At 60.1% G+C, this 19,037-nt stretch carries 16 protein-coding genes; 8 read left to right on the top strand and 8 right to left on the bottom strand.

Features of this window, described 5'->3' with window-relative positions:
- Window positions 1-16 precede the first annotated feature (16 nt).
- Window positions 17-2,812 (top strand): phosphoenolpyruvate carboxylase, encoded by a 2,796-nt coding sequence (gene ppc / locus JDW18_RS16145; RefSeq protein WP_218243946.1) that lies wholly within the window; start codon window positions 17-19, stop codon window positions 2,810-2,812.
- A gap of 234 nt (window positions 2,813-3,046) precedes the next feature.
- Here ppc and flhC read toward each other — a convergent pair whose 3' ends face one another.
- Both flhC and flhD read right to left on the bottom strand, forming a co-directional pair.
- Window positions 3,047-3,598 carry a flagellar transcriptional regulator FlhC gene (flhC, locus tag JDW18_RS16140; protein WP_218240406.1) on the bottom strand — a complete coding sequence of 184 codons (552 nt, stop codon included), beginning with the start codon at window positions 3,596-3,598 and terminating at the stop codon, window positions 3,047-3,049.
- A 38-nt stretch (window positions 3,599-3,636) separates the two neighbouring features.
- The gene (gene flhD, locus JDW18_RS16135) at window positions 3,637-3,963 is read right to left on the bottom strand and encodes a flagellar transcriptional regulator FlhD (RefSeq protein WP_218240405.1); all 327 of its coding nucleotides are present in this window, start codon (window positions 3,961-3,963) and stop codon (window positions 3,637-3,639) included.
- 395 nt (window positions 3,964-4,358) lie between these two features.
- Between flhD and JDW18_RS16130 the strand changes: the two genes are divergently transcribed.
- Window positions 4,359-5,564, top strand: coding sequence for a GGDEF domain-containing protein (locus JDW18_RS16130; protein WP_246609993.1), 1,206 nt, complete (start codon window positions 4,359-4,361; stop codon window positions 5,562-5,564).
- Here JDW18_RS16130 and JDW18_RS16125 read toward each other — a convergent pair.
- The gene (locus JDW18_RS16125; RefSeq protein WP_218240404.1) at window positions 5,539-6,444 is read right to left on the bottom strand and encodes a sulfurtransferase; all 906 of its coding nucleotides are present in this window, start codon (window positions 6,442-6,444) and stop codon (window positions 5,539-5,541) included. The two genes, JDW18_RS16130 and JDW18_RS16125, sit on opposite strands and share 26 nt — an antisense overlap.
- A gap of 98 nt (window positions 6,445-6,542) precedes the next feature.
- Between JDW18_RS16125 and JDW18_RS16120 the strand changes: the two genes are divergently transcribed.
- Entirely contained in the window at window positions 6,543-7,142 is a 600-nt protein-coding gene (locus JDW18_RS16120) for an alpha/beta family hydrolase (RefSeq protein ID WP_218240403.1), read from the top strand.
- Here the strand turns inward: JDW18_RS16120 and JDW18_RS16115 are convergent.
- Both JDW18_RS16115 and JDW18_RS16110 read right to left on the bottom strand, forming a co-directional pair.
- The gene (locus JDW18_RS16115; RefSeq protein WP_218240402.1) at window positions 7,131-8,045 is read right to left on the bottom strand and encodes a DMT family transporter; all 915 of its coding nucleotides are present in this window, start codon (window positions 8,043-8,045) and stop codon (window positions 7,131-7,133) included. The genes JDW18_RS16120 and JDW18_RS16115 overlap by 12 nt on opposite strands.
- Before the next feature lie 211 nt (window positions 8,046-8,256).
- On the bottom strand, window positions 8,257-9,381 hold the full coding sequence (locus JDW18_RS16110; RefSeq protein WP_218240401.1) for an aromatic ring-hydroxylating oxygenase subunit alpha: 1,125 nt from the start codon (window positions 9,379-9,381) through the stop codon (window positions 8,257-8,259).
- A 383-nt stretch (window positions 9,382-9,764) separates the two neighbouring features.
- Here JDW18_RS16110 and xseB point away from each other — a divergent pair, with 383 nt between their 5' ends.
- The 5 genes from xseB (at window position 9,765) to JDW18_RS16085 (ending at window position 15,453) form a co-directional block, all read left to right on the top strand.
- Window positions 9,765-10,004, top strand: a complete 240-nt coding sequence (gene xseB, locus JDW18_RS16105) for an exodeoxyribonuclease VII small subunit (protein ID WP_218240400.1) — start codon at window positions 9,765-9,767, stop codon at window positions 10,002-10,004.
- Window positions 10,005-10,041: 37 nt separating this feature from the next.
- Window positions 10,042-10,983 carry a polyprenyl synthetase family protein gene (locus tag JDW18_RS16100; protein ID WP_218240399.1) on the top strand — a complete coding sequence of 314 codons (942 nt, stop codon included), beginning with the start codon at window positions 10,042-10,044 and terminating at the stop codon, window positions 10,981-10,983.
- Window positions 10,984-11,053: 70 nt separating this feature from the next.
- The gene (dxs, locus tag JDW18_RS16095; RefSeq protein ID WP_218240398.1) at window positions 11,054-12,919 is read left to right on the top strand and encodes a 1-deoxy-D-xylulose-5-phosphate synthase; all 1,866 of its coding nucleotides are present in this window, start codon (window positions 11,054-11,056) and stop codon (window positions 12,917-12,919) included.
- A 182-nt stretch (window positions 12,920-13,101) separates the two neighbouring features.
- Window positions 13,102-14,184: a TRAP transporter substrate-binding protein DctP gene (dctP, locus tag JDW18_RS16090; RefSeq protein WP_218240397.1), complete on the top strand. Its 1,083-nt coding sequence runs from the start codon at window positions 13,102-13,104 to the stop codon at window positions 14,182-14,184.
- Window positions 14,185-14,370: 186 nt separating this feature from the next.
- Entirely contained in the window at window positions 14,371-15,453 is a 1,083-nt protein-coding gene (locus tag JDW18_RS16085) for a TRAP transporter substrate-binding protein (RefSeq protein ID WP_218240396.1), read from the top strand.
- Between the two features lie 94 nt (window positions 15,454-15,547).
- Here the strand turns inward: JDW18_RS16085 and JDW18_RS16080 are convergent, their stop codons facing one another.
- The 3 genes from JDW18_RS16080 to JDW18_RS16070 form a co-directional block, all read right to left on the bottom strand.
- On the bottom strand, window positions 15,548-16,114 hold the full coding sequence (locus JDW18_RS16080; protein ID WP_218240395.1) for a hypothetical protein: 567 nt from the start codon (window positions 16,112-16,114) through the stop codon (window positions 15,548-15,550).
- 109 nt (window positions 16,115-16,223) lie between these two features.
- Window positions 16,224-18,080 carry a TRAP transporter large permease gene (locus JDW18_RS16075; protein WP_218240394.1) on the bottom strand — a complete coding sequence of 619 codons (1,857 nt, stop codon included), beginning with the start codon at window positions 18,078-18,080 and terminating at the stop codon, window positions 16,224-16,226.
- A gap of 18 nt (window positions 18,081-18,098) precedes the next feature.
- Entirely contained in the window at window positions 18,099-18,719 is a 621-nt protein-coding gene (locus tag JDW18_RS16070) for a TRAP transporter small permease subunit (protein ID WP_218240393.1), read from the bottom strand.
- Between the last annotated feature and the right edge of the window lie 318 nt (window positions 18,720-19,037).

Genomic DNA, 19,037 nt, shown 5'->3' with positions numbered 1-19,037 from the left:
CAAGCCCCAGCGCGTGATGGACAAGTCCAAAGACAAGGATTTGCCGCTGATTGAGGACATTCGACTGCTGGGGCGCATGCTGGGCGATGTCATCCGCGAGCAAGAAGGTGAGCCCGCCTTTGCACTGGTCGAGCAGGTGCGCCAGCTTTCCGTGGCGTTTCGCCGCGATGCCGATGAAGCGGCTGACAAAGCGCTCAAGAAGCTGCTCAAGGGCCTGTCCAGCGATCAGACCGTGAGCGTGATTCGCGCCTTCACCTATTTCTCGCATCTGGCCAATCTGGCCGAAGATCGCCACCACATTCGCCGCCGCGCTGTGCACGAGCGTGCAGGCAATACGCAGGAAGGCAGCATTGAAGTGGCGCTGGCGCGGCTGCGCTGGGCGGGCATTTCTTCAGGCTCGGTGGCGCAGATGCTGGTCAAGAGCTTTATTTCCCCCGTGCTGACGGCTCACCCCACCGAGGTGCAGCGCCAGAGCATTCTGATGGCCGAGCGCCGCATTGCCCAGTTGCTGGCCGAGCGCGATGACATTGAAATGCGCGCCCAGCTCTACAACAGCGCCAAGGATGCGCTGACCCCGCGTGAGCTGGCCCGTGTGGATGCGCAGTTGCGCGCCTGTGTGGCCCAGCTGTGGCAGACGCGGCTGCTGCGCCACTCCAAGCTGACGGTGGCCGACGAGATTGAAAACGCGCTGTCGTACTACGAAGCCACGTTTTTGCACGAGATTCCCAAGATCTACACCCAGCTGGAGCAGGAACTGGGCCAGAAGCTGCCTGCCCACAACTTTTTGCGCATGGGCCAGTGGATTGGCGGCGACCGCGACGGCAACCCGTTTGTGACGGCCGAGAGCCTGGAGCTGGCGCTGTCCCGTCAGGCCGATGTGGCCTTGCGCCACTATCTGCGCGAAGTGCATTGGCTGGGCGGTGAGCTGTCGCTGTCCGGCAACCTGGTGGAAGTCACCCCCGAGATGCGGGCGCTGGCCGATGCATCGCCCGACGCCAATGTGCACCGCAGCGACGAGCCCTACCGCCGGGCGCTGACGGGCATTTATGCACGGCTTGCAGCCACGCTCAAGCAACTGACGGGCGGCGATGCGGCGCGCCATGCGGTTGCGCCGCAGAACGCCTATGCCACTGCCCACGAGTTTCTGGCGGATCTGCAGATCATTGATGATTCGCTGTCGGCCTATCACGGCGACATGCTGGCACCGCAGCGCCTGCACCCGCTGATGCGTGCGGTGCAGGTGTTTGGCTTTCATCTGGCTACGGTGGACTTGCGCCAAAGCTCTGACAAACACGAGGCCGTGGTGCAGGAGCTGCTGTCCGTGGCGCGGCTGGAGCCTGCTTACAGCGCGCTGCAGGAGGACGCCAAATGTGCACTGCTGGTGCGCTTGCTGGAAGATGCGCGCCCGCTGCGCGTGATTGGCGCTGAATACTCCGACCATGCGCGCAGCGAACTGAGCATTTTCGAGACCGCCCACCGCCTGCGCCAGTTGCAGGGCGGCGAAGCCATTCGCCACTGCATCATCAGCCACACCGAAACGGTGAGCGATTTGCTGGAAGTGCTGCTGCTGCAAAAAGAAGTGGGCCTGATGCGCGGCACGCTGCAGGACGGGGCGGTTTGCGACCTGATCGTGGTGCCCCTGTTTGAAACCATTGAAGACCTGCGCAATGCCGAGCCCATCATGCGCCGCTACTACCAACTGCCCGGCATTGCCGAGATGGTCAAGAAAAGCGGTGGCGAGCAGGACATCATGCTGGGCTATAGCGACAGCAACAAAGATGGTGGCATCTTCACCAGCAACTGGGAGCTGTACCGCGCCGAGATCGCGCTGGTTGACCTGTTTGACGACCTGGCCGATCACCACGGTATTCAGCTGCGCATGTTCCACGGCCGCGGCGGCACGGTGGGTCGTGGCGGTGGCCCCAGCTATCAGGCCATTCTGGCGCAGCCGCCCGGCACGGTGCGCGGCCAGATTCGCCTGACCGAGCAGGGCGAAGTCATTGCCTCCAAATACGCCAACCCCGAAATTGGCCGCCGCAATCTGGAAACACTGGTCGCCGCCACACTGGAAGCTACCTTGCTGCAGCCTACCAAGCCCGCAACGCCAGCTTTTCTGGATGCGGCGGCGTTCCTGTCTGAAGCCAGCATGGGGGCCTATCGTGCACTGGTCTATGAAACACCGGGCTTTACCAGCTACTTCTTCAGCAGCACGCCGATTCGCGAGATCACCGAGCTGAACATCGGCTCACGCCCCGCATCGCGCAAGGCCACCCAGGCCATTGAAGACCTGCGCGCCATTCCCTGGGGCTTTAGCTGGGGACAGTGCCGTTTGACGCTGCCAGGCTGGTACGGCTTTGGCGCGGCGGTGCAGGCCTTTATCAACCGCCCGGGCAAGGACGCCAAGGCCCAGCTGGCGCTGTTGCAGAAGATGTACCGCCAGTGGCCGTTCTTCAAAACGCTGCTGTCGAATATGGACATGGTGCTGGCCAAGAGCGATCTGAACCTGGCGTCGCGCTACAGCGAACTGGTGACCGACACACGGCTGCGCCGCCGCATCTTTGGCGCCATTGAGGCGGAATGGCAAAGCACGGTGGAAGCGCTCAATCAGATCACCGGAGACAAGCAGCGCCTGGAACACAACTCCGCACTGGCGCGTTCCATCCGTCACCGCTTTCCCTATATTGACCCGCTGCATCACCTGCAGGTCGAACTGGTACGCCGCTGGCGTGCGGGTCAGACCGATGACCGGGTGAAGAACGGTATTCATCTGTCGATTAACGGGATTGCTGCGGGGGTGCGCAATACGGGTTGAAGACAGAAAGAAAGCAGCTCTTGAAACAGGAGCTGCTTGCGCCAATGCATAAAGGGTTTGAGGCATTTAAATGCGTCAAACCCTTTTTCTATATGGCGCTACAAGCTATGAAAATGTAAGCAAGCACTCAATACTGGCGCACTTCAAGCGAGAGGCAGCCAGCAAGAGCCGCCTCGCGGCGATGCTGCCGTCCCCCTAGGGGGAAGCCGCGCAGCGGCTCAGGGGGCATCCCCCTCAGTGCAACATGAGGGAACCCGCAGCCTTGCTCTTGCCCGCACGCGCAGGCGGATTGCACAGGCCGCACTGGTAGTGGCGGGCATTCTCATAAGGCTCGGTCACAAACTGGCCCTTGCACACCGAGCACTGCGTGCGCGTCAGCATCTGCGCATCGACAAACTTCACCAGACGCCAGGCGCGGGTAAAGGACAGCAGCACATCCAGTTCGGCCGCCTGAATCTGTTCGCTGTAGAGGCGGTAGGCCTTGGTCAGCTGTTCGGCGCTGTCCAGCTCTACGCCCTTGGACAGGTATTCGTAGATGTTCAGAAACAGCGAGCTGTGGATGTTCTCCTGCCAGGTCAGAAACCAGTCGGTAGAAAACGGCAACTGGCCTTTGGAGGGGGACTTGCCCGAGATTTCCTTGTACAGCCGGATCAGGCGTTCATAGGACAGCGTGGTCTCGGACTCCAGCACCTGCATGCGGGCGCCCATTTCGATGAGCATGGCGGCGCGCTCGATTTGCTTGGATTCGTTGAGAACGCTTTTCACGGCAGTCTTGGCAGCAGGCATGTGTCTCTCCTTAAAACGGGGTAGGCGTTGAAAGTGCTTCAGAGCACTTCGGAGACACGGCTGGCCATCAGAATGTTGGCGTGCAGGGTGTTGGTGGCGGCGTTGCCAATCTTGTTGCTGCTGTGGTTGGTCAGCAGACTCCAGACCATTTCATCATCAGCGCGGAAGCTGGCCAGCAGCGTGTTGCGCGATGCCAGTTTGAGCACCTGGGCCGAGGACAGCGCACCCAGCAGGTCGCAGGACTCTTCATTCAGACCGAGGCGGAACACGGCTTCAGCCTTGTCCTGGCGGATCAGGGTCTGGGCCAACATCAGGTAAGTGAGGTTGGCTTCGCGGATCTCGGCAAGCAGTTGTTCGTTGGTCATGGTCTGTCCTTTTCAATTTACAGACCGTGACCCTGCTTGGTACAAAGAGTCAAAAATGTTTCGATCTGTTGGATTGAATTGTGTGACAGCCCCCCGGTGAACTGAAGTCGGGTTGCAACTGCGCAGCATGTCTGATTGCACAAGGGTGTTTGTCAGATTTCCCTTACTTTGATGTACTTGCTTTGGATGACATCAAAAAACCAGTGAAGTTGATTGACCCTGTCGGGCAATCTCTATGGGGAAAGCTCTGGCTGGTGTGTATTGTGAAGCTTTGTGAGTGGGGGGATGGTGGGAATTGCATGGTGTTTGCTCCTCATCTAGGAGTGTTTGCAGCACATTTCCCTTTCTTTGTGTGTTAGAGATGGTGCTGCCAGAAGGGCGGCAGAAGGGGTGCAGTGAGTCAGGAAGCGGATAGTCCTGCCCATGGTGCGGGCTGGTTTCAGCGCATTCAGACGGCGGTTTTTGGGGATGACAGGCGCCAGCGTGCGTCGCTGGTCACCACGGGATGGGCATGCCTGCTGATGGCCTTCTGCATTTTTTCGCTGGAGCTGGGAGCGTCTGCGGGGCTGGCGGATGCCGCTCTGGTGCGGTGCTGGTCCATTGGCAGCGCCGCGTGCGTGCTGATCAGTTTCGCGTTGATTCGCAGTGGCTTCAGCCTTGGCTGGCGTGACCCGGCATTCACGTCAGTGCAGATCATCTATGCCATTGTGAGCAATGCCGTGGCCTTTGCGATTGCCGACAAGGCACGTGGCATTACGCCGCCGGTGCTGGCGCTGATCATCATGTTTGGTGTTTTCGGGCTCAAACCCTTGCAGATCAAGCGCCTGATGCTATTTGCCTTGCTGGCTTATGGTGTGGCCACCGTCTGTGTGCAGACGCTGCCCAGGCTGAACGCCATGCCTGATGCGCTGGCCATTATGTATATGGTGATTGTTCTCATCGTATTGCTGACCAGTACGGCTCTGGCTTTGCGAGTGCACGCCTTGCGCACAGGCCTGCAGCGCAACAGAAAGGAGCTGACGCAGGCGCTGGAGCACATTCGAGAGCTGGCCACCCGCGATGAACTCACTGGTCTGCCCAACCGGCGCTATATGGCCGAGATGATGCAGCTGGAGCATGCGAGGACCATGCGCCACGGCTTGCCGCTGCTGATTGCGCAGCTGGATCTGGATTTTTTCAAGGCGGTCAACGACACCTATGGGCATGGCGCGGGCGACGTCGTGCTGCAGAATTTTGCCAAACTGGTTTCGGCCAATATCCGGGGTAGCGATATTCTGGCCCGCTGGGGCGGAGAGGAGTTTGTGCTGCTGATGGTGAACACCTCGGTGCACGATGGCTCGCAGATGCTGGAGCGTGTGCGCTCTGTCGTTGCGGCTGCTCCCATGCCCGTAGCGCCCGGGCAGAACCTGCGGGTCACGGTCTCCATTGGTGCCGCGCAGCTGCAGCAGGGGGATGAGCCTGCGCAGTTGCTAATGCAGGCGGATGAAGCGCTGTATGCGGCAAAGCACCAGGGCCGCAACCGCGTGGTCTGGGCGGGGCAGGTCAGGGCGCCGAGTATGGCGCCTGGTCTGCTGATCACCCCCGCTCGAATGGCCGGTTAGGCTGGCTGCACCATTCGCTCCAGCTGCCCGCAAACAGCGCGGTTGGCGCAAAGCCAGCAATGCGCATGGCCAGCACATTGGGGGTGGCGCTGACGCCGCTGCCGCACTGGTGAACGATGGTGGCGGGGTCACGGCCTGCCAGCAGCTCGTCAAACTCGGCCTTGAGCAGCGCGGCAGGCTTGAAGCGGCCATCGGCGGCGATATTGCTGGCAAAGGGGCGGTTGAGTGCGCCGGGGATATGGCCCGCCACAGGGTCCATGGGCTCAACCTCGCCGCGATAGCGCGCGGGTGCGCGGGCGTCGATCAGGGTCTGGGTGGGCTGGCCCAGATCGGACTCCACCTGATCCACGGTCTTGAGCGTCTCCAGCGGCTGGCCCAGTTCGAAGTTGGACTGAAAGTGCGCGGCTTCCTCGCCACTGCGCACTGCCTGCCCTGCGGTCTGCCAGGCCTGCAGGCCGCCATCGAGCACGGCCACAGCATCGTGGCCAGCCCAGCGCAGCATCCACCACAGGCGGCCGCAGTAATTGGCGCCGTTGCGGTCATAGACAACGGCCTGCATATCGTTGGAAAAGCCGATGGAGGACAGCCACACCGAAAAGCGCTCACGCGTGGGCAGCGGGTGGCGGCCACCCGATACCGCCTGATTGCTGGTGGCAACCTGGCCCTTGTCATCCGGTGAGCCGTGCGGGGCACTGAGGTTTTTGTCCAGATCGGCGAACACTGCGGTGGGAATATGGGCTTGCAGATATTGCTCATGGCCCGCAGGTGGATTCATGAGGTCGAAACTGCAGTCAAACACCATCAAGGGCTTGCCGCTGGCCTGCAACTGGGCCAGCTGTTCGACGGAAATCAGGGTGTTGAATGCGGTAGGCGTGCTCATGAAAACTCCTTTTGGCCTGATTATGCGTCGCGGCAAAAGGGATATCTGCCGCACATGGCACCATGAGCGGATACGTTAGAGACAACGAGGGAAGTTCAATGAGTGAGGAAAATTTGAGCGCACAAAGCCCGGCTGCACCAGCACTGGTCGTGTTTTCGCACGGCAAGGAGTCAGGGCCATGGGGCTCCAAGATCAAGGCGCTGGCTGCGGTAGCCGAGGCTGCTGGCGCGCAAGTCCTGTCCATCAATTACCGCGAGGGTGAGGGCGGGCAAGTGTTCGATCAGGACGCGCCAGAAGAGCCTGATCGGCGCGTGGCCCAGTTGCTGGCTACGCCTTTGCCGCCGCATAGCCAGCTGATTCTGGTGGGGTCGAGCATGGGGGGTTATGTGTCCACAGTCGCCAGCGCAGAACTCAAGCCCGATGGTTTGTTTTTGCTGGCATCTGCTTTTTATCTGCCGGGCTATGCAGAGCAGACACTGGCACCTCATGCCCGGCAGACCTTGCTGGTGCATGGCTGGGGCGATGCGGTTGTGCCTGCCGCGCACAGCGTGGCATTTGCCTGTCAGCACCGGGTGGCCCTGCATTTGCTGGACGGCGATCACCGGCTCAACGATGCTTTGCCTGCCATTGAGCCTTTGTTTGCGCAGTTTCTGGCGCAGGCCATGCAGACCCGCGCCGACGCTCCGTCAGCTGCGTGAGCGCAAGGCCGTTGCGGCAGCGCCGCTGGCCACAATCAGCACAATGCCGGCCCAGCCGATCAGCGGAATGCTCTCGCCAAACAGCATCAGGCTGAGCAGGGCGGCGAACACAATGCCTGAATACTGCAGATTGGCGACGACCAGCGTATTGCGCTTGGTCTCGGCAGAGGCATAGGCCTTGGTCATGCAGACCTGGGCCACGGCGGCCAGAACGCCCACGGGCAGCAGCCACAGTGCGCTCCAGCCCGGGAAGGGCGAGAGGCCCGTAAACAGCATGGTGATGCCCCCCGCAATGGCCGAGCCCAGCGAGAAATAGAACACCACGCGGGTTTCAGGCTCGCCCAGGCGCGACAGCGTGGTCACCTGCATATAGGCCATGGCGGCGAACATGCCGCCAAACAGGCCGCCCAGGGCGGGAATCCATTCGCTGGCCGGTGCGCTGCTGGGGCGCAGTACCAGAAGAACGCCGATAAAGCCGAGGAAGACAGTGCCCACCAGCGCCCAGGGAAAAGGCGGAATGGCGCGGCGGGTTTCGGGCTGGGCCGCGTAGGACTTGCGCAGGGTGTGGCGCATCCACAGCCCCTGTGCAATCAGAAAGACTGCCATCCAGATGCTGCTCATGGAGTTGAGGGTGGTGGCAGTGGCCAGCGGCAGATGGCCAATGGCATAGAACCAGGCGCCCATGGAGATCACGCCGACAAAGCTGCGCCAGGCGTGCTCGCGCGGGTACTGGGTGGCCAGCGTCACGCCGCTTTGGCGTGCCAGCAAGGCCAGCAGAGCCATGCTGACCAGACCGCGATAGAAAATGATCTCTGCTGCATTGAAGTCCCTGGAAGCAAACTTCACACACACACTCATGACCGCAAAAATCAGCGCGGCCAGCACCATCCACAGGGCTCTCATAACTCACTCAATTCAGCATAAAAAATAGCTGCTGCGCTTACTGGGTATGCGCTAGCAGCTATCAGTTTTAATATTTTCTACACATAGTCAACAAGCCATAAATACTGGCGCACACCAAGAGGAGTTAACAACACCTTAGGGGCGGAACAGCAAGCAAGGGCCGCCCCGCAGCGAGGCTGTTGTCCCCCTACGGGGGAAGGCGCGAAGCGCCTCAGGGGGCCATCAAGCCCCTATACCACTCATGAAAGTGCTGCATGCCATCTTCCATGGGGCTTTGGTAGGGGCCAACCTCGTTGTCACCACGCTCGAACAGGGCGCGGCGGCCTCCGTCCATGCGTTCGGCAATTTCATCGTCTTCGATGCAGGTCTCCATATAGGCGGCCTTTTGCGCGGCAACAAACTCGGGCTCGAAGGCGGCAATCTCTTCGGGGTAGTAGAACTCCACCACGTTCAGCGTCTTGTCCACGGCCAGCGGGTGCAGGGTCGAGACCGTCAGCACATGCGGGTACCACTCCACCATGATGTGGGGGTAGTAGGTCAGCCAGATGGCACCGCGATCGGGCAGCTCGCCATTGCGGTACTGCAGCAGCACGTCGTGCCACTTCTTGTACGTATCCGAGCCGGGGTTGCCGAAAGTGGGCGCCACGCCCACGGTCTGCACCGAGTACTCCTTGGCAAATTCCCACTTCAGATCGTCGCAGGTGACGAAATTGCCCAGACCGGGGTGGAAGGGGCCGACATGGTAGTCCTCCAGATAGACCTCGATAAAGGTCTTCCAGTTGTAGTTGCACTCGTGCATTTCGACATGGTCGAGCACAAAGCCGTCAAACTTGAGCTGCTCGCGCAGCTTCATGCCACCAAGGTCAGCCTGAATATCGCGGCCGTTGTCCTCGAACAGCAAACCATTCCACTCACGCAGTTTGTAGTTGTTGAGGTTCAGACACGGGTCGTGGCTGAAATGGGGTGCGCCCAGCAGCTCACCGCTGGTGTTGTAAGTCCAGCGGTGCAGCGGGCAGACAATATTGCCGCCCGCATGACCTTTGCCTTCGGACAGCAGATTCCCCCGGCCCTTGAGCATCACAGCCTGACGGTGGCGGCAGACATTGGAGATCAGCTCGATCTCGCCTCTGGCATTGCGCACCAGTGCACGCCCCTCTTTTTCTTGAGGAAGGGCGTAGTAGTCGCCTATCTCCGGGATGGCAAGCTCATGGCCGACATAACGCGGGCCACGCTTGAAAATGGTTTCCAACTCGCGCTGAAACAGCGCTTGGTCGAAATAACTTGAAACTGGTAGTTGGCTTGCGGCCTGCTGCAGTTGAAGACTTAAATCAGACATGGATGACCTGACCTAAAGACTCCCCACAGGGAGGGTGCGCGTGCGCACGCGGTAAAAAACGAAACCGGCCTTGTCTGGACATGGGCTCAGGCACGCATTCGGAGGCTGTAACCTTGATGCGATGACCGACGACGATGACCAAGCAATGGAGCCGGCTTGACGGGAATGGGATTATAGCTGGTGGGGTTATTTCCGTTTTTCTGGTGCGTGTATTGGTTGCTATAGCACCAGATTGTTTTGCAATAACGGGCCCATGCGATGTCCAGTGGCTTTGGACGGTGAGAGAGGTTGATGTGAGAGGTGAGAGTTTGCGGGCATTACTTATCGAGGCGACTGGGGCGCCTAGAATCGTCGCTTCCGTCTAACATTGCTCCACACCGCCCATGCCCAAGGCTGCTGCCGCTAAAAAAGCCGACCAACCTGCCAGTTATGAAGCTGCTTTGCAAGAGCTGGAACAACTGATTGCGCAAATCGAGTCAGGACAGTTGCCGCTGGAGCAGATGCTCAGCGGCTATCATCGCGCAGCCCAGCTACTGGGCTTTTGCCGCAGCCAGCTGGAAGCGGTGCAGGAGCAAGTGAAGGTGCTGGATGAGGGTCAATTGTCGGCCTGGACACAGGACTAGCCGACCTCACTATTTTTGAAATAGCCCAGCATCAGCCATGAATGAATCAATGATTGCCGAACAGCCGTCTTCTTTGAATATGGGCACGACAGCCCTGGATTTCCTTTCCTGGATGAACGAGCGCCTGGCCCGTACCGAGGACGCATTGTCGCGCTGGGTCGGCGTCAATGCGCCTGCGGACCTGGGTGAAGCCATGCGCTATGCCGTGCTTGATGGTGGCAAGCGCCTGCGCCCGTTGCTGGTCTGGGCTGCATCTGAAGCCGTAGGCGGGCAAGAGGCCGCTGCGCTGCGTGCAGGTTGTGCGGTTGAGCTGATCCACGCCTATTCACTGGTGCACGATGACATGCCCTGCATGGACAACGATGTGCTGCGCCGTGGCAAACCTACGGTTCATGTGCAGTTTGGTGAGTCGTCTGCGCTGCTCGCCGGTGACGCCTTGCAGGCACTGGCCTTTGAGTTGCTGGTTCTGGATGAAGACGATGTACCTTGCTCAACGCAGGCCAAGCTTTGCCGATTGCTAGGTGCTGCATCTGGCTGCCAGGGCATGGCTGGCGGTCAGGCGATTGACCTGGCCAGTGTGGGCAAGCAGCTGACCGAGGCGCAATTGCGCGAGATGCACCGTCTCAAGACCGGTGCCCTGCTGCTGGGCAGTGTGCTGATGGGGGCGGCTTGCAATGCCCGGGTCGATGCCAAGGCGCTGGCAGCGCTGACGGACTATGGTCAGGCGCTGGGTGTGGCTTTCCAGGTGGTGGATGACATTCTGGATGTGGTAGCAGATTCGGCCACTCTGGGCAAGACGGCAGGCAAGGATGCGGCCAATGACAAGCCCACCTATGTTTCGCTGCTGGGGCTTGAGCAAGCGCGTGCCCATGCCGAGGAATTGCGCGTTCAGGCCCACGCTGCCCTGGCGCGCAGCGGCTTGCCTGATACGCAGGCGCTGGCAGCTCTGGCTGATATGGTCGTGCAGCGTACGCACTGACTATTTTATTGGTCAAACAGCCTTATTCCCTAATATTGGTCAGCGCAAGCAGCTACTAAAAATATAGATCATGTCCACGAATACTTATTCTCTGCTGCAGAACATTGATGATCCTGAGGCCATGCGCCGCCTGTCGCGGCCCCAGCTCAAGACTTTGGCAGCAGAGTTGCGCGCTTATGTGATCGAAAGCGTCTCCAAGACCGGCGGTCACCTCAGCTCCAACCTGGGTACGGTGGAGCTGACCGTGGCGCTGCACACAGTGTTCAACACGCCCTATGACCGCATCGTCTGGGACGTGGGTCACCAGACATATCCCCACAAGATTCTGACGGGCCGCCGTGACCGCATGTCCACGCTGCGCCAGTTGGGTGGCCTGTCGGGCTTTCCGCAGCGTGCCGAGAGCGAGTACGACACCTTTGGTACGGCGCACTCGTCCACCAGTATCTCGGCCGCTCTGGGCATGGCACTGGCGGCCAAGCAAAAGGGTGAAGACCGCCGCGCCATTGCCGTGATTGGGGATGGCGCAATGACGGCTGGCATGGCCTTTGAAGCGCTGAACAACGGTGGTGTGGCTGATGCCAATCTGCTGGTCATCCTCAATGACAATGACATGAGCATCAGCCCGCCCGTGGGCGCGCTGAACCGCTATCTGGCGCAGCTAATGAGCGGCCAGTTCTACGCCAAGGCCCGCGATGTGGGCAAGAGCGTCTTGAAGCAAGTGCCGCCGCTGCTGGAGCTGGCCAAGCGACTGGAGCAGCAGGCCAAAGGCATGGTGGTGCCTGCCACCATGTTTGAGCAGTTCGGCTTCAACTACATCGGCCCTATCGACGGTCATGACCTCGATTCGCTGATCCCCACGCTGGAAAACATCAAGGGCTTGAAAGGCCCGCAGTTCCTGCATGTGGTGACCAAGAAGGGCCAGGGCTACAAGCTGGCCGAGGCCGACCCTGTTGCCTATCACGGCCCTGGCAAGTTCGACCCCGCCGTGGGCCTGGTCAAGCCCGCCACGCCATCCAAGCAGACGTTCACGCAAGTGTTCGGCCACTGGCTGTGCGATATGGCTGCCAAGGATCAGCGTCTGGTGGGCATTACGCCCGCCATGCGCGAAGGCTCTGGCATGGTGGAGTTTCACAAGCGCTTTCCTGGTCGCTATTACGACGTGGGCATTGCAGAGCAGCATGCGGTGACTTTTGCGGGTGGCATGGCCTGCGAGGGTCTCAAGCCCGTGGTCGCCATTTATTCCACGTTTTTGCAGCGGGGCTATGACCAGCTGATTCACGACGTTGCGCTGCAGAACCTGCCCGTGGTGTTTGCACTGGATCGCGCGGGTCTGGTTGGCGCCGATGGTGCCACCCATGCCGGTGCCTATGACATCGCCTTTGTGCGCAGCATTCCGAACATGAGCATGGCTTGCCCGGCCGACGAGCGCGAAACGCGCCAGTTGCTGAGCACGGCCTACGAGCAGGACCACCCCGTGTGCGTGCGTTACCCGCGTGGTGCGGGTGTCGGCGCTGCACCGTTGGAAAGCCTGGAAGGCCTTCCCTTTGGCAAGGGCGAGATTCGCCGTGAGTCTGCCAGCAAGAAGGTGGCGATTCTGGCCTTTGGTTCACTGCTGTACCCTGCGCTGCAAGCCGCTGAGTCGCTGGACGCCACCGTTGCCAATATGCGCTGGGCCAAGCCGCTGGATGAAGCGCTGCTGCTGCAGATTGCGGCAGAGCATGAGCTGATCGTTACCGTGGAAGACGGCTGCATCATGGGGGGCGCTGGCAGCGCGGTGCTGGAGTCGCTGGCCGCTCATGGTTTGAGCAAGCCGGTGCTGCAACTGGGCCTGCCCGACGAATTCATCGAACATGGCGATCCCGTCAAGCTGATGGCCTTGCAAGGTCTGGATGCCGCAGGCATTGAGGCATCCATCCGCAAGCGTCTGGAGCGCTGATCGCCAGACCCTGAAATCAGGCCCTTCATCGAAGGGCCTTTTTCTTGCGCCGGGCCAGAGAAAACTGACGGCTGACTGGAATCTCCCCACGGCTGACGCATGCGTTTCTAGAATAACTGCGTCTTGCGTTCAGACTGCTATAACAGCGCAAGCTTTGAACAACTACTAGCGGAGAAATATTCATGGATCGTCGCTCACTCGTCAAACATGTGGGCATGGCTGGGGTGCTGGCAGCGGGTGTAGCGCCTTCGGTGCACGCGCAGGAGACGATGCAGTGGCGCCTTGTCACGAGTTTTCCCAAGTCACTGGACGCCATTCATGGGGCTGCCGAGAAGTTTGCGCAGACCCTCAAGCTGATATCGGGCGGGCAGATCGACGTGGTCGTGCAGTCTGCAGGTGAGTCGCTTCCTGCCTTTGGCGTGATGGAAGGCGTGCAAAGCGGCGTGGTGGAGATGGCGCTGACCGCGCCGTATTACTTCACCGACAAAGATCCAACGTTTGCCTTTGGCTGCGCTGTTCCCTTTGGCCTGACGGCCCGCCAGATGGATGCCTGGATGGAATATGGCGGCGGCCGCAAGCTCATGGATGACTTTTATGGGCAGTACAACATCAAGAGCCTGAGCGCGGGCAATACCGGCGCGCAGATGGGGGGCTGGTACCGCAAGGAAATCAAGGCGGTGGCAGACCTCAAGGGGCTGCGCATGCGCGTGGGTGGCGGGCTGCTGGTGGAAGCCTTGCAAAAGCTGGGTGTGCAGGCGCACAACATGCCCGTGGGCGAGGCCTATCAGGCGCTGGAAAAAGGTCGGCTTGATGCGGTTGAGTTCGTCGGCCCTTACGACGATCAGAAGCTGGGCTTTGGCAAGATTGCGCCTTACTACTACTACCCCGGCTGGTGGGAAGGCGGTGCCGAGCTGGCCTATTTCATCAACTCCAAAACCTTTGCTGCGCTGACACCAGAGCTGCGCGCGATGGTCGAGTGCGCAGCGGCGCTGGCTGCCAAGGACCTGAGTGCCAAATATCTGGCGCTCAACCCCGCTGCACTCAAGAAGCTGCTGAGCGAGCGAGTGCAACTGCGCGCCTTTCCCCGTGAACTCATGGATGCGGGCTTCAAGGCGGTGATGGCCACCATGGCCGAGCATGAGGCCAAGTCCAGCACCTTCAAGAAAATTCACCGTAGCCTGCGCGGCTTTCAGCACGACCAGCTGCTGTGGGATCGCTTCTCGGAATTTCGCTATGTCAGCTACATGAGTGCAGTACGCCTGTAGTGAGCGATTGCTCTGTTATGGACTTGGGCTTGATGCAGCTCACTAGGTAGAACTTCTTAAGCGAACGTCCACTTTTTCATGCGTGCTGAGCCTGTGGCTCGTGTACATTTTGAGCCTGTTACATGAGTCAAGCTGGCATAGATCAGTGGTCTGTGTCAGCTCAACCCGTTCCTCAAGGAGACATAAGTGGATCGTCGTTCCATCCTGAAAAATGCTGGCATCGCCGGCGTTCTGGCTGCTGGTGCAGCCCCCGCAGTGCACGCCCAGGCGGCAGTGCGCTGGCGTCTGGCTTCCAGCTTCCCCAAGTCGCTGGACACGATTTTCGGTAGCGCTGAAAAGCTGTCGCAAGTGGTCAAGGCCATGTCGGGCGGCAAGTTTGAAATCTCGGTTCACCCTGCTGGCGAGCTGATGCCCGCTTTCGGCGTGGTGGATGCGCTGCAGGCCGACACCATCGACATGGCCCAGACAGCGGCCTACTACTTCACTGGCAAGGACCCCATCTTCGCTTTCAGCTGCGCCGTGCCTTTTGGCCTGACCGCACTGCAGATGAGTGGCTGGAAAGACCACGGCAACGGCCGCAAGCTGCTGGATGCCTTCTTTGCCAAGTACAACTTCCGCACCGCCAGCGCCGGCAACACCACCACCCAGATGGGCGGCTGGTACCGCAAGGAAATCAAGACCGTGGAAGACCTCAAGGGTCTGAAGATGCGTCTGGGCGGCGGTGTGTTCGGCGAAGCCATGGCCAAGCTGGGCGTGGTGGCGCAGAACATGCCTGCTGGCGATGTGTACCAGGCTCTGGAAAAGGGCACGCTGGACGCCGTGGAATTCGTGGGTCCTTACGACGACGAAAAGCTGGGCTTCAACAAGGTTGCGCCTTACTACTACTATCCCGGCTGGTGGGAAGGCTCTGCAGAGCTGGAATTCTTCATCAACCAGAAGAAGTACAACGCGCTGTCGCCTGAAAACAAGGCCATTCTGGATGCCGCCACCCGCGTGGCAGCCATGGACATGACCAGCAAGTACCAGGTGCTGAACCCTCAGGCCATCAAGCGCCTGGTGGCCAACAAGACCCAGCTCAAGATGTTCCCCAAGGCACTGATGGATGCAGGTTTCAAGGCCTCCATGGAAGTGTTTGCCGAACACGAAGCCAAGTCGCCTGAGTTCAAGAAGATTCACCAGGACATGCGCGCTTTCCAGCGCGACCAGATCCTGTGGAACCGCTTCTCCGAGTTCCCGTTCAACCAGTACATGGCCACTGCCAAGATCTGATTGAAATGGATCTCAAGCCTGCCAGTGCCGTGCGCTGGCAGCTATCAAAACCGCAGCTTGCTGCGGTTTTTTTATGCCTGCAGCCATGTATGAATCAGCTGCAGATGTTGTAGCTGTGCACCCGATGCCGGGTTAGATCGCATTCGCAGACCACGCATACGCCTTCGTCATCACCATCTTCCCCCCACAGTGACTGGCCGATATGCAAGGGCGCTGGAATCACGGCGACCAGCTCTGCACTTTGTCGGGCAGGCAGGTTGGGGTAGCGAGCGCGTGATGAAAAGTCCTCCCAGCGCTCTGCTTGCACGCTGGCCAGGCGCAGCGCCAGACGAGGCAGCAGCGGTGGATAGTCGGCATAGGGCCACTCGGGGGTGGATTCCTGCGGGTCCATGTCGAGAAGGTTCACTTCCAGCGGGCTGTACCGATAGTCAAGCGTGCAGCCTGAATACTGAAAGCCGTACAGCAAAGGCAGGCTGATACCGCCAAGCATGGGCAGATGTTCGGTGCTCAGCGTGGCGATATGGTGCAGCGGGGCAGGGCCGAAGTTGCCATGCAGACGGGGCTGCAGCGGGCCACCATAGACGGATTCAGAGGGCTGCTGGCCGGGCTCGAAGTAATAAGTCTGGCCCTGGGTGTGAACGACGATCAGAGTTTCCGGCATGGCGAAGAAAAGGTGTTGACGCAAGCACCATCGTAGCCACCCTCCGCATTGCGGCCATGAAAAAAGCCCTGACAGCAGGCCGTCAGGGCTTTGGATAGAGCAGCAGAGCTTACTTGCTGGCAGGGGCCGTGTTCAGCGAGTCCTGCAGGGCCTTGGCCGGGTCATCCGAGCCATAGCCGCCCGCATCGGGCGCTGGTGCAGCTTCCGGTGCGCCGGGGGCTGCGGGCTGCTCAGTGCCAGGGGCCGGGGCGGCAGAGCCTTCCTCGCCACCTTCTGGTGCGCCAAACGGGTTGTCTGCGCCATAGCCACCGCCTGCGTCGTTGAGCTGGTTGAGCATTTCATCGCCTACCTTGTTCATGTCCACGGCCACGGGTTTATCCAGTGCGCCGGTCACGATGCCGGGGAAGGCAATCAGCACGCCCACCATCACCAGCTGAATCAGCACAAAGGGCACTGCACCCTTGTAGATCTGCATTGTGGTGACGGGGTCGATCACCTTGTGCGTCACGCGGTCCACGTACTGTTTTTCCGGTGCGACGGAGCGCAGGAAGAACAGCGCAAAGCCAAACGGCGGGTGCATGAACGAGGTCTGCATGTTCACGGCCAGCAGCACGCCGAACCAGATCAGGTCAATGCCCATCTTTTCTGCGACCGGGCCCAGCAGGGGCACCACGATGAACGAGAGTTCAAAGTAGTCCAGGAAGAAGGCCAGGAAGAAGATCATGATGTTGACCACGATCAGGAAGCCCACTTGACCGCCGGGCAGGCTGGTCAGCAGATGCTCCACCCACTTGGGGCCGTCTGCAGCCTGGAAGACCAAGCTGAAGGTGGTGGCGCCAATCATGATGAACATCACAAAGCTGGCCAGCTTGGTGGTGGAGGCCAGAGCCTGCTTGAGCAGATCCATGTTCAGGCGCTTGCGGGCAAAGCCCATGATGAGCGCTGCCATGGCGCCCATGGCGCCGCCTTCGGTGGGCGTTGCAATGCCCAGGAAGATGGTGCCCAGCACCAGGAAGATCAGCAGCAGGGGCGGGATCAGCACAAAGGTCACACGCTCGGCCAGCTTGGACAGCAGACCCAGCTTGAAGAGACGGTTGAGCGACGCAATCACAAAGGCGATGAAAGTGCCGCCGCACATGGCGGTAACGATTTTTTCGTCGGTGGCAACTTCGGTCACCTCCTTGCCCTGCCACCAGGTGTGCAGGTCGGCCATGTGGCTGGCCAGGAAGATGGCGACGATGGTGGACAGGCCTATCACCACAAACAGCGATACATAGCCGCCGCTGCCATTGGCTTCGCGGTAGATACGCGCTTCAACAGGCAGGGCAGGAACCATCTTGGGTTTGAAAATGGCCAGCAAGACCACCCACACCACATACAGGCCCATCAGCATGAAGCCGGGAATGAAGGCGCCCTTGTACATATCGCCAACGCTCTTGCCCAGCTGGTCGGCCATCAGAATCAGCACCAGCGATGGTGGAATGATCTGGGCCAAGGTGCCAGAGGCGGCAATCACGCCCGAGGACAGGCGGCGGTCATAGCCGTAGCGCAGCATGATGGGCAGCGAGATCAGGCCCATGGAGATGACCGACGCAGCCACCACACCCGTGGTTGCCGCCAGCAGCGCACCCACAAAGATCACAGCCAGAGCCAGACCGCCGCGGATGGGGCCGAACACCTGGCCGACGGTGTCGAGCAAGTCTTCGGCCATGCCGGAGCGTTCAAGAATCAGGCCCATCAAGGTAAAGAACGGCACGGCCAGCAAGGTGTCGTTGGCCATGATGCCGATCAGGCGCTGGGGCAGCCAGGCCATCACGGAAGAGGGGAAGACCCCCAGCTCAATGCCCAGAAAGCCAAAGGCCAGGCCTGCGGCTCCCAGACTGAAAGCCACCGGGAAGCCCAGCAGCAGAAAAACAATCAGCCCCGCAAACATGATGGGGGCGAAGTTGGTAGCGATAAATTCCATCAGTGTCTCCCGCTACCGTTATGCCTTGGCCTGGGCGGCCAGCGCCTCGGTCTGCTTGCGTTCAGCTTCGGCACGCAGTGCTTCGGCCAGCTCTTCTTCGGCGCTCTTGTCCTGCAGCTTGCCCATGGGGTCCGGGCCGTTGCCGGTGAGGAAGGCGATGCGCTTGATGAGTTCAGACCAGCCCTGCAGCATCAGCAGCGTGATACCCACGGGAATGGCTGCCCACACGGGCCAGCGGATCAGGCCGCCGGGGTTGCCGGAAACTTCGCCAGACTGGTACATCTGAATGGCCACCGGGGTGCTGAGCCACAGAATGGTGATGCACAGCGGTGTGAGAAAGCAGGCAAAGCCGATGATGTCGATCCAGACCTGCGCCTTTTTGGACAGGCGGGAGTTGATCACGTCAATGCGCACATGCTCGCGGTGCAGCAGGGTGTAGCCCGCTGCAATCAGAAAGGACCAGGCAAACAGGTACCACTGCACTTCCAGGAAGGCGTTGGAGCTGGTGTCAAAGGCCTTGCGGACGATGGCGTTGGCGGCGCTGATGAAGGTGGCGGCAAATATCAGCCAGATGGAATATTTGCCAATGAAGGCGTTGAGCCTGTCTATAGCCCTGGACAGGGCGAGTAAAGCCTGCATGGTGTCTCCAAAAAGTAGGCTGCGTGTGCGTCGCGCGGTTGGGGCTGGTAAGCCTCAGTAGCGATCTGAGTTATGAATCAAGGATGAGATTCTACGGAGGGCTGTATCGTGTTTCTTACAAATACTGCAGCAAATGTGGCGGGTGCACGTCAGGCTGTACTGCTATCTCTGTGATAGCTGGAAGCGCAAGATGCATAAGCGCTAGAGCCTTGTTTTATTGAGAATTCTGAGCTGTGAAAGATGCTTTATGCATCAAGTTCATGCCCGGATGCCGGGGTGTGAGCGAGCGCGTACTAGGGCAAATCCGGGGAGGTTTTT

It is taken from the genome of Comamonas fluminis (assembly GCF_019186805.1).
In the GTDB taxonomy this organism is placed as follows: Bacteria; Pseudomonadota; Gammaproteobacteria; order Burkholderiales; family Burkholderiaceae_C; genus Comamonas; species Comamonas fluminis.
Note: the sequence above shows the minus strand (reverse complement) of the source record. Positions and strands in the feature narration are given on the sequence as shown.